The 9754-nt window shown below is 70.4% G+C and carries 7 protein-coding genes and 1 rRNA gene; 5 read left to right on the plus strand and 3 right to left on the minus strand.

The window, feature by feature from the left end; all coding sequences use genetic code 11:
• Positions 1-282: 282 nt before the first annotated feature.
• The 3 genes from BM085_RS26040 to BM085_RS26050 all read left to right on the plus strand — a co-directional run bounded on the left by BM085_RS26040 (position 283) and on the right by BM085_RS26050 (position 3594).
• Positions 283-1533, plus strand: coding sequence for a sugar ABC transporter substrate-binding protein (locus tag BM085_RS26040; RefSeq protein WP_093889528.1), 1251 nt, complete (start codon positions 283-285; stop codon positions 1531-1533).
• A 64-nt stretch (positions 1534-1597) separates the two neighbouring features.
• Positions 1598-2695, plus strand: coding sequence for a carbohydrate ABC transporter permease (locus tag BM085_RS26045; RefSeq protein ID WP_093889529.1), 1098 nt, complete (start codon positions 1598-1600; stop codon positions 2693-2695).
• Entirely contained in the window at positions 2695-3594 is a 900-nt protein-coding gene (locus BM085_RS26050) for a carbohydrate ABC transporter permease (protein ID WP_245789702.1), read from the plus strand. Before BM085_RS26045 ends, BM085_RS26050 begins: the two co-directional genes overlap by 1 nt.
• Positions 3595-3649: 55 nt before the next feature.
• On the opposite strand, the gene gndA is transcribed toward BM085_RS26050, so the two are convergent.
• The 3 genes from gndA to BM085_RS26065 all read right to left on the minus strand — a co-directional run bounded on the left by gndA (position 3650) and on the right by BM085_RS26065 (position 8341).
• Entirely contained in the window at positions 3650-5080 is a 1431-nt protein-coding gene (gndA, locus tag BM085_RS26055; RefSeq protein ID WP_093889531.1) for an NADP-dependent phosphogluconate dehydrogenase, read from the minus strand.
• A 126-nt stretch (positions 5081-5206) separates the two neighbouring features.
• Positions 5207-6826, minus strand: coding sequence for a serine/threonine-protein kinase (locus BM085_RS26060; RefSeq protein WP_218158830.1), 1620 nt, complete (start codon positions 6824-6826; stop codon positions 5207-5209).
• Positions 6827-7090: 264 nt separating this feature from the next.
• Complete coding sequence (locus BM085_RS26065; protein ID WP_093889533.1) at positions 7091-8341, minus strand: glycosyltransferase family 4 protein; 1251 nt, start codon at positions 8339-8341, stop codon at positions 7091-7093.
• Between the two features lie 249 nt (positions 8342-8590).
• On the opposite strand from BM085_RS26065, the gene BM085_RS26070 reads away from it, so the two are divergent.
• Positions 8591-9175, plus strand: coding sequence for a TetR/AcrR family transcriptional regulator (locus BM085_RS26070; RefSeq protein ID WP_093889534.1), 585 nt, complete (start codon positions 8591-8593; stop codon positions 9173-9175).
• Positions 9176-9690: 515 nt separating this feature from the next.
• A 16S ribosomal RNA gene (locus BM085_RS26075) occupies positions 9691-9754 on the plus strand; the annotation flags it as partial.

A 9754-nucleotide genomic window follows, 5' to 3' on the forward strand; every position in this document is an offset into this window, starting at 1 on the left:
AGTCATGTCGAGCCGGTGAAGTCTTGACAGACCGTATACGGCACCTGCAAATCGCGACACGCTCTCTTTACCCGAACGATCCGATCACGTCGCATGACGCGCCGGATGTTCAAATCCTGGAAAGGCGTCCATGGCTGGAAAGGCGGCGATCGTCGACGCCGACGTGTCACGCCGGACAGTGCCGAACGTGCCGCTCCGGCTCTCCCGGCCGCCCGGCGGCCGACATGATCATCAAGCTTCCCCCACCTTCGCCCTCACCCACACGAAGATCGGGAAATCACGATGAGACATCCGGGCGCCCATACCGCCGCACTCGCCGCCGTCGCCGCCGGGGCCCTGCTGACCTCGGCGGCCTGCGGCAGCGGCTTCGACGACTCCGCGGGCAGGAGCACCGGGCAGAGCGGCGGCCCGGCGGCCCTGCGGGTCCTCATCGGCTCCTCCGGCGACGCCGAGACCGCCGCGGTGCGCTCGGCGGCCGGCACCTGGGCCAAGGCGTCGGGCAACACCGCGACGATCACGCCCGCCCAGGACCTCACCCAGCAGCTCGGCCAGGCGTTCGCCGGGAGCAACCCCCCGGACGTGTTCTACGTGGACGCCTCGCGCTTCGCCGACTACGCGAGCGTCGGGGCGCTGGAGCCGTACGGTGACAGGATCTCCGGCTCCGGCGACTTCTACCCGAGCCTGCGCACCGCCTTCAGCCGCGACGGCGTCTTCTACTGCGCGCCGAAGGACTTCTCCACCCTGGCGCTGATCGTCGACGACGATCTGTGGAAGAAGGCCGGGCTGACCGGCGCGGACGTGCCCACCACCTGGGAGCGGCTCACCTCGGTGGCGAAGAAGATCAAGGCCGCGGGGATCACCCCGCTGGTCGTCGGCGACACCCATGAGCGGATCGGCGCCTTCATGGTGCAGGCCGGCGGCTGGATCACCAGCGACGACGGCAGGCGGGCCATCGCCGACAGCGCCGAGAACGTCACCGCCCTGCGGTACGTGCGAGGCCTGCTCAAGGACGGGCTCGCCCGGTTCCCCAAGCAGCTCGACGCCGGATGGGGCGGTGAGGCCTTCGGCAGGGGCAGGGCCGCGATGACCGTCGAGGGCAACTGGATCAGGGGTGCGATGAAGGCCGACCACCCCGACGTCGCCTACACCGTCCACGCGCTGCCGGCCGGGCCGCGGGGCGAAGGCACGCTGTCCTTCACCACCTGCTGGGGCATAGCCGCCAAGAGCAGGCACAAGGAGCAGGCGATCAGCTTCGTCGAGGCGATGACCAGGGCCGACCAGCAGATGGCGTTCGCCAGGGCGTTCGGCGTGATGCCCTCCCGCCGGTCCGCCAAGGCCGTCTTCACCCGGGAGTTCCCGGACGACACGCCGTTCGTGAACGGCGCCGATTACGCCCACGGCCCGGTGAACGCCCCGCGGATGGACAGCGTGCTGGCCGACTTCGACGACGGCCTCCAGCAGCTCGCCTCCATCGACCCGAAGACGCTCCTGGCGCGCCTGCAGAAGAACACCCGGGACGCGCTCGGCGACTGAGGCTGACCGCGTGAGGTCCCGCCGGTGCCGGGCGGGACCTCACGCCGGCGGAAAGGAGGCCGACGTGGCCGGGACCGCGATCAGGACAGGCCGGCGCTCGCGCCGCCGTACCAGCGCGAGCAGGGAGAACGTCGCCGGCTGGCTCTTCGTGGCGCCGGTGGTGGCGATCCTCGGACTGTTCCTGCTGCTGCCGATCCTGATGGCCCTCTGGGTGAGCCTGACGGACTGGAACGGGCAGGGCAGCCCGTTCCGGACCGGGGTGCCCTTCGTCGGGCTGGACAACTACACGGGGCTGTTCGTCAGGGACGACCTGAGCCGTCGGAACTTCATGATCAGCATCCGTAACACCTTCTCCTACGTGGTGATCGTCGTGCCCGCGCAGACGGTGCTGGCGCTCGGCCTGGCACTGGCGGTGCACCGCCGGACGCTCAGGGGCAGGGGGTTCTTCCGCACCGCCTTCTACTTCCCGTCGGTGACCAGCTCCGTGGCGATCAGCGTCCTGTTCCTGTTCATCTTCAGCGACTCCGGCGCGGTCACCGAACTCCTGGCGATCTTCGGTGTCGAGGGGCCGCAGTGGTTCTCCGACTCGCGGGGCCTGCTGCACCTGCTCCTGAGCGCCCTCGGCCTGGCCGACGTGGACGCGCCGCCTCCGGTGCTGACCGGCGGCGGCGCGTTCGGGCTGTCGTGGTGGGAGTGGCTGTCGGGCCCCAGCGTGGCCATGTGCACGATCATCGTGCTGGCCGTCTGGACCACCTCAGGCACGTTCATGCTGATGTTCCTCGCCGCCTTGCAGGACATTCCGGTGGCGCTGGAGGAGGCGAGCATGCTGGACGGCGCAAGCCGCCGGCAGCGGCTGTGGTACGTGACGCTGCCGATGCTCAAACCGACGCTGTTCCTCGTGCTCACCCTCGGGCTGATCGCCACCTGGCAGGTTTTCGACCAGGTGTACGTGATGAGCCAGGGCGGCCCGGCGAAGACCACGCTGACCCCGGCCTACCTGTCCTACCGGACCGCCTTCCGCGACTTCGACTACGGCTCGGGGGCGGCGATCTCGTTCGTCCTGTTCCTGCTCATCGTGCTGCTGGCGGCGCTCCAGCGGTGGGTGATGCGCGACCGTGACGCGGTCGGCGACCTCCGCCGGCCGCGCCCGCGGAGATCATGATGCCCCCGGCCGCGGACCGCGACGCCCCCGCCCGTACGGCGGGCCGCTCCCGAGGCACCGGGGCGGAGGCCCGCGCGCCGGCCGCCGCCTTCGCCGGGTACGCCGTACTCGTCTTCTCCGCGCTGGTCTTCCTCTACCCGTTCGTCATCCAGGTCGCCAACGCCTTCAAGACCGAGCCCGACGCCGCGGCCAACCCGCTCTCCCCGATACCGGACCCGGTGTCGACGGCCGGGTTCGAACGGGTGTTCCTCGACACCGGCATGCCGCTCTGGCTGGGCAACTCGCTGCTGGTGACCCTCGTCGTCACCGCCGGCCGGGTCTTCCTGGACTCCCTGGCCGGCTACGCCCTGGCCCGGCTGCGCTTCCGCGGGCGGCGGGCGCTGTTCTCGGCGATCGTCGCGGTGATGGCGGTCCCGGGAGTGGTGCTCTTCATCCCGAAGTTCCTCGTCCTCAACCAGCTCGGCGTCTACGACAGCTACCCGGCGCTGGTCGTGCCGGTGATCGCGGACGCGGCCGGGGTTTTCATCATGAAGCAGTTCTTCGAGTCGATCCCGGTCAGCGTGGAGGAGGCCGCCAGGATCGACGGGGCCGGGGTGTTCCGCACCTTCTGGTCGGTGGTGCTGCCGATGGCGCGGCCCGCCCTGATCACGCTGACGATCATCTCCTTCCAGGGCACCTGGAACGAGTTCCCGCACACCCTGGTGGCGGTGCAGGACCCGAGCCTGTTCACCCTGCCGCGCGGGCTGGCCGACCTGGTCAGCGGATCCCTCGGGGCGGGCACCCGGTATCCGCTCAAGCTCAGTGCGGCGGTGCTCGCCACCATCCCGGTCGCGGTCGTCTTCGCGGTCTTCCAGCGCTACTTCGTCCGCGGGGCCAACGAGGGCGCGGAGAAGGGATAGCGCCGCCGACCCCGTGCCGCCGGGCCGGCGATTTCGCGGCCGCCGGCCCGGAGCCTCAGGCCCCGATCTCCGTGCGGTCGCCGGACCACAGGGTGTGGAAGGAGCCCTCCCGGTCCGTCCGCTGGTAGGTGTGCGCGCCGAAGAAGTCCCGCTGGCCCTGGATCAGGGCCGCGGGCAGGCGCTCGGCCCGCAGCGAGTCGTAGTAGGCCAGCGCGGTCGAGAAGCCGGGCGCCGGGATGCCCAGCTCCGCCGCCTTCGCCACCACCCGCCGCCACGACTCCTGCGCCAGGCCCAGGGCCTCGGCGAACAGGGGAGCGGTCAGCAGGGTCACCGGCGGGGTCTCCTCTTCGTAGGCCTCCCGGATGCGGTCGAGGAAGACGGCCCGGATGATGCAGCCGCCGCGCCAGATCGTGGCCAGCGAGCCCGGATCCACGTCCCAGCCGTACTCCGCGCTCCCGGCCCTGATCTGGTCGAACCCCTGCGCGTAAGCGATGATCTTCGATGCGTACAGCGCCCGCCGCACGTCCTCGGCGAAACCCTCGCCGACCGATCCGGCCGGCACCCCCGCGGGGCCGGGCAGGCCGCGTGCGGCCTCCCGCAGGTCCGCGTGGCCGGAGACCGAGCGGGCGAACACCGCCTCGGCGATGCCGCTCACCGGGACGCCCAGATCCAGCGCGATCTGCACGGTCCACCGGCCGGTGCCCTTCTGCTCGGCCCGGTCGGCGATGACGTCCACGAGCGGCCTGCCGGTGGTGGCGTCGACCTGCCGGAGCACCTCGGCGGTGATCTCGATGAGGTAGGAGGACAGCTCGCCCTTGTTCCACTCCTCGAAGACGTCCGCGAGCTCCGCCGGGCTCAGACCGAGCCCCTGCCTGAGCAGGTCGTAGGCCTCGGCGATGAGCTGCATGTCGGCGTACTCGATGCCGTTGTGCACCATCTTGACGAAGTGCCCGGCGCCGTCGGGGCCGATGTGGGTACAGCAGGGCACGCCGTCCACCTTCGCGGCGATGTCCTCCAGCAGCGGGCCCAGCGCCTCGTAGGACTCCCGGGAGCCGCCCGGCATGATGCTCGGCCCGAGCAGCGCCCCCTCCTCGCCACCGGACACTCCTGCCCCGACGAAGTGGATGCCCCGCTCGCGCAGCGCCGCCTCCCGCCTGCGGGTGTCGAGGAAGTGCGCGTTCCCGCCGTCCACGAGCATGTCGCCCGGCTCCAGCAGGGGGGCGAACTCCTCGATCACCGCGTCGGTCGGGGCGCCCGCCTTCACCATGATGAGGATGCGCCGGGGGCGCTCCAGCGCCGCGACGAGCTCCTCCGGAGTCTCACAGGCGACGAACGCGCCCTCGTCTCCGTGCTCCTCCATCAGCGCCTTGGTCCGGGACCGCGACCTGTTGTGTACGGCTACCGCGTGCCCGTGCCGTGCCAGGTTGCGGGCGAGGTTCGCGCCCATGACCGCCAAGCCGGTAACACCGATCTGTGCCTGAGTCATTGTCTGATCCCCCCTCGTGTCCAAGAATGTCAGGTCGCATTCCGGACCGGTCATCGGCGGGGTGCGGCCGACGACATCCGGGCGGGGCGGGCCAGGGCGGGGCGGGCCAGGGCAGGGCGGTTCGGGTCAGGGACGGAAGAAGGTTCCCGGTCTCTCCGAGTCGAGCACTCCTCCCAGGCAGCGGTAGGTCCGCACGCCCAGCTCGAACTGCTCCTTCGACGGCGGCAGGACCGTGCTGTGCCACCTGCCCGCGCCGATCGCGCGGGCGTCGCCGTACCGGGAGGCGAGCATGACCTGTGACGCGCACACCTTCTTCACCACCGGGTGCTTGCCCAGGGCCGCGAAATCGTAGGTGAGGGAGTCCACCGGCAGCGGGGCGATCGCGAAGGTCTCCCAGGAGTGCGACTCCTCGCAGCCGATCCGCTTGGCCGCCGCGTCACCCGAGATCACGACGAGACCGCCCCAGCACTCGGCCTCCTTCACGCAGGCGGCCTGAGCACCCGGCACCCCGGCGGCAGGGCAGGCGGCCGTGACGGTGGCGACCTTCCCGACTTCCGTGCCCGTACCGGCCTTCCCGATCTGGCCGGTCGTGTCCTGTCGCTGATCGGCGGACGGCTCCCGGTCGCGGTTCTCCAGGTACATCACCCCGGCCCCGGCCAGCAGCAGGATGGTGAAGGCCACGGCCACCGCGACGAACACCCGGGAGTTCGACGTGCCCGAGGGCGCGACGTCCGCAGCCCGTGACCCGGTGGTCGCCAGATCCCGCGCTCCCGGAGAGGTCAGGTGCGCGCGCGCCGGATCCCTGCCCGCCACGCCCGCCGGCGGCACGCCGTACGGGGAGGGCGGAGCGGTGAACGGCGCCGCGGGGGGAGCGGCGGAGGGCGCGGGACGCGGGGCGGCCGGCCGGGGCGCCTGGGCGGCACGGTCCAGACGAAGGTCGGTGAGGGCGTCCCGCAGCGCCGCCACCGAAGGGGTGCGCCGAGCCGGGTCGGTGGCCATGGCCTGCCGGAGCACCTCGGTGAGCTCGGCCGGCACATCCGGGATCTCGGGGACGGGCAGGCGGTGCAGGGCCATGATGACGGCGATGTTGGCCACGCCGCTCTCGGGGAAGCGCGGCGGGCGGCCCGACAGCAGCGCGTAGAGCGTGGCGGCGAGGGAGTAGACGTCCCCGGCGGTGGTGGGCTCGGTCAGCTCGAACGCCTCGGGCGGGGCGTAGGCGGGGGTGAGCGACTCGCGCGTCACCGAGACCTCGCCGCCCGCGGACGGCATGGTGGCCAGACCGAAGTCGGAGAGCACGACGTTGCCGTACCGGTTGATCAGGATGTTGGCGGGCTTGATGTCGCGGTGCAGCACCCCTGCGGCGTGCGCGGCGGACAGCGCGTCCGCGATCCGGACGCCGATGTCGGCCACCTCGGCCGGGGCCAGCCGCCCCTCGGCCCGCATCCGGTCCAGCAGCGACCCGCCCGGGCACAGTTCCAGCACCATGTACGGCCGGCCGTCGGGCAGCACCCCGGCGTCATAGACGTGGGCGACGTGCGGGTGCCCGGAGAGCGCTCCCGCCGAGGTGACCTCGCGCATGAAGCGGCGCCTGTCGCGCTCCGAGACCAGCACCCGGTTGTCGACCTTGAGCGCGACCTCGCGCTCCACCGCCAACTGCCTGGCCCGGTAGACGATTCCGAAACCGCCCTGCCCGAGCACGCCGGACACCTCGTAGCCCGGCACCGTCACGGCACCTGCTTCGGCCACCCGCCACCTCCTGGAGAGATCGGCAGATTACCGGACTTATGACGACGAAGGTCGCCGCTTCCGGGCGTTCCGCGGGCGGAGGCGATCCACCCGGCCGGTACGGCGATCCACGCACCTGCCCGGCGGGCCGCCCCGCGCGGTTCCCCCGATGACCGCGGTCCTTCCGGTGCCTGCGGTTCTTCCGGCGCCTGAGGTTCTTCCGCTGACGCCGATCCTTGCGGTGCTCGCGGTCCTGCTGTCGACAGCGGGCTGGATCAGCGGACTTCAGGCGGGAGGCGACGCGTCACCGGCGAGGCCGGCCAGCAGGGCGTCCCACTGCGCGCCCACGGCGTCGAGGTCGTAGCGGGCGGCCGTGCGCACCGCGTTGCCGCCCAGCGTGCCGCGCAACCGCCGGTCCTCGATCAGGCGGCAGACGGCCTCGGCCAGATCCTGCGCCTTCTTGGTACGCACGAGCAGCCCGTCGTGCTCATCGGTGATGATCTCCCTGGGGCCGTGCGGGCAGTCGAAGCTCACCACGGGCACGCCCTTGCTCATCGCCTCCAGGATCGTCATGCCGAATCCCTCGTAGCGCGAGCTGACGACGTAGATCGACGACTTGGCCAGCTCGACCCCGATCTCCGGAGAACTGCCCATCAGGAACACCCGGTCCGCCAGACCCGCGTCCTCGATCCTGGCGCGGAGCTTCGTCTCGGCCTTCGCCGTACCGCCGCCGTAGATGCGCAGCACCCAGTCCGGATGCGCCGCCGCGACGTGTTTCCACGCCCTGACCAGACGGTCGAAGCCCTTGGCGTGCACCAGCCTGCCGATGGCGATGACGACCTTCTCCTCCAAGGGGGAGATGTCACCGGCCAGGTGAGGCAGGGCGTTGGGGATGCGCAGCAGCCGCCCCGGCGGATCGGCCCGCAGCGTCTTGGCGTACTGGCGCAGATCGGCGTCGGTGAGGGTGACGAAGGCGTCCAGCCTGCCGTACCGCCTCCTGATGAGCCGCCGGATCTCTGGGGAGTGGACGTCCAGGGCCACGTGCTCCTGGCCGACGGTAAGCACCCCCGGAGGCGCGAACAGCGCGGTGATCAGGTTGAATCCGGGCCTGGTGGAGATCACCACACCGGTGCGCATGGACCGTAGGAAGGCGACCAGGCGCAGGTCGGTCCAGAGGGTGAGCGCGTGGTAGACGTTCTCCTGCTCCGGGATCAGCAGGCTCGGAAAGCGGGACAGCAGCCGGGCGAGCCGGCCTCGGGGCGTGGTCCTGTCGTCCAGGAACGACACCCGCACGCCGGGCGGCATCGGGAAGAAGGGCTCCTGCGCCGCCCGGACCATGCTGACGATCTCCACATCGCGCTCCCGCGCCAGGTACCCGGCGAGGTTGAGCACGGTCCGGATGGTCCCGCCCATCCCGTAGGCGTGCTGCAGCAGGATGCGGACCGTTCCCGTGTCCGGCGCGGGCGCACGCCGCGCCCGTCTCCGGTTGAGCCCCCGCAGCAGCCACAGCGCCCCACGCCTGACCGTCCCACGCATCTTCCCCGACAATTGAGAGCCCCCTTCTCAACTGGTTCCGCCACCGTGCGGCACACTCCCGGGCGGAGCTCTCCCCCTGCCCGGAAGCGTGCTGGATATGCATAAGCCCCTCTTTTTGCGACTTTTAGGACAGGGCGCGGACCGGTGGCCCGCCTCCGTTCCCGCGCTGCTTGCGCAACTCCGCCGGAGCGGTGATCCGCCTTCGGATCTCTCACGCCTATGCTGTTTCCCTCTGAGAGGGGAAGAGCGGTGAGCGGACGGGATCCCGACAGGCGGCGGGCGTTGCTGGACGCCGCGGACCGGGTGATCCGGCGGGAGGGGCCGGAGGCGTCGATGGCCTCGATCGCGGCCGAGGCGGGGATCACCAAGCCCATCCTCTACCGGCACTTCGGCGACAAGAGCGGGCTCTACCAGGCTCTCGCCAACCGGCACGTCCGCACCGTGGTCGGCCTGCTGCGCCCGGAGTTCGACCGGGACAGGACGGACCTGCGCAGCCGTGCCCGGTCGACCATCGCCGCCTATCTCGACATGATCGCCGCGAACCTCAACCTCTACCGTTTCCTGTTTCACCGGGCCGGCGCCGAGGACAGCCGGACCCACTCCCAGATGACGGCGATCGTGCGCAGCCTCGGTGAGGAGCTCGGTGCGGTGATCGCCGCGGAGTCCGCGGTCCCCGACCCGGTCCGCGCCCAGGTGCTGGGGCACGCTTTCGTCGGCATGGTCCAGGCCACCGGCGACTGGTGGCTGGAGCACCCCGAGGTGGACCGGGCAGAGGTCGTCGAGGGACTGGTCAGCGTGATCGTCGCGACGATGTCCGCCACACTGCCCCGCTGACCGGCCGCCAGTCCCGGCCGGCGCGGTCGATTTGACGAGGTGGACCGGCGTCCATAAAGTTCACCAGACCTGAGGGAGTCGGCGGCAGCGCCAAGATCTCAGGAACCCTCTCTGATCACATCCGTTCATTGAGATCATTATGTCTCGATGAGGTCCGATTCGACACGAATCGGACGGCGGAGTAAGTTAGAAGGGTTGCTCCGGAGACGGGGCGGTCGGAATTCCGGTAAGATCAGCTAGATCAAGTCAAGTGGTTCCAAACGGGCCGGTTTGACACGAAAAAGCGGGCCTGAAAGAATAAAGACACAACGGAACGAACGAAACGCCCCGGACGCCGGGCCAGTTGGCCGGGAAGATGGAGAACGCGTCCGTTTCTTGAGAACTCAACAGTGTGTTAAAAGCCAGTGCATGAAGCACAACCCCGTCCAACCCATCTCGGTGGGGGACGGATTCCTTTGGTTGATACATCCGGATGCGAGTCCGGGTGCTTTCAGTCGGGAAAACCTTTCAAACATTGTTTGGAGAGTTTGATCCTGGCTCAGGACGAACGCTGGCGGCGTGCTTAACACATGCAAGTCG

This window comes from Streptosporangium canum (assembly GCF_900113865.1).
GTDB classification, from domain to species: Bacteria; Actinomycetota; Actinomycetes; order Streptosporangiales; family Streptosporangiaceae; genus Streptosporangium; species Streptosporangium canum.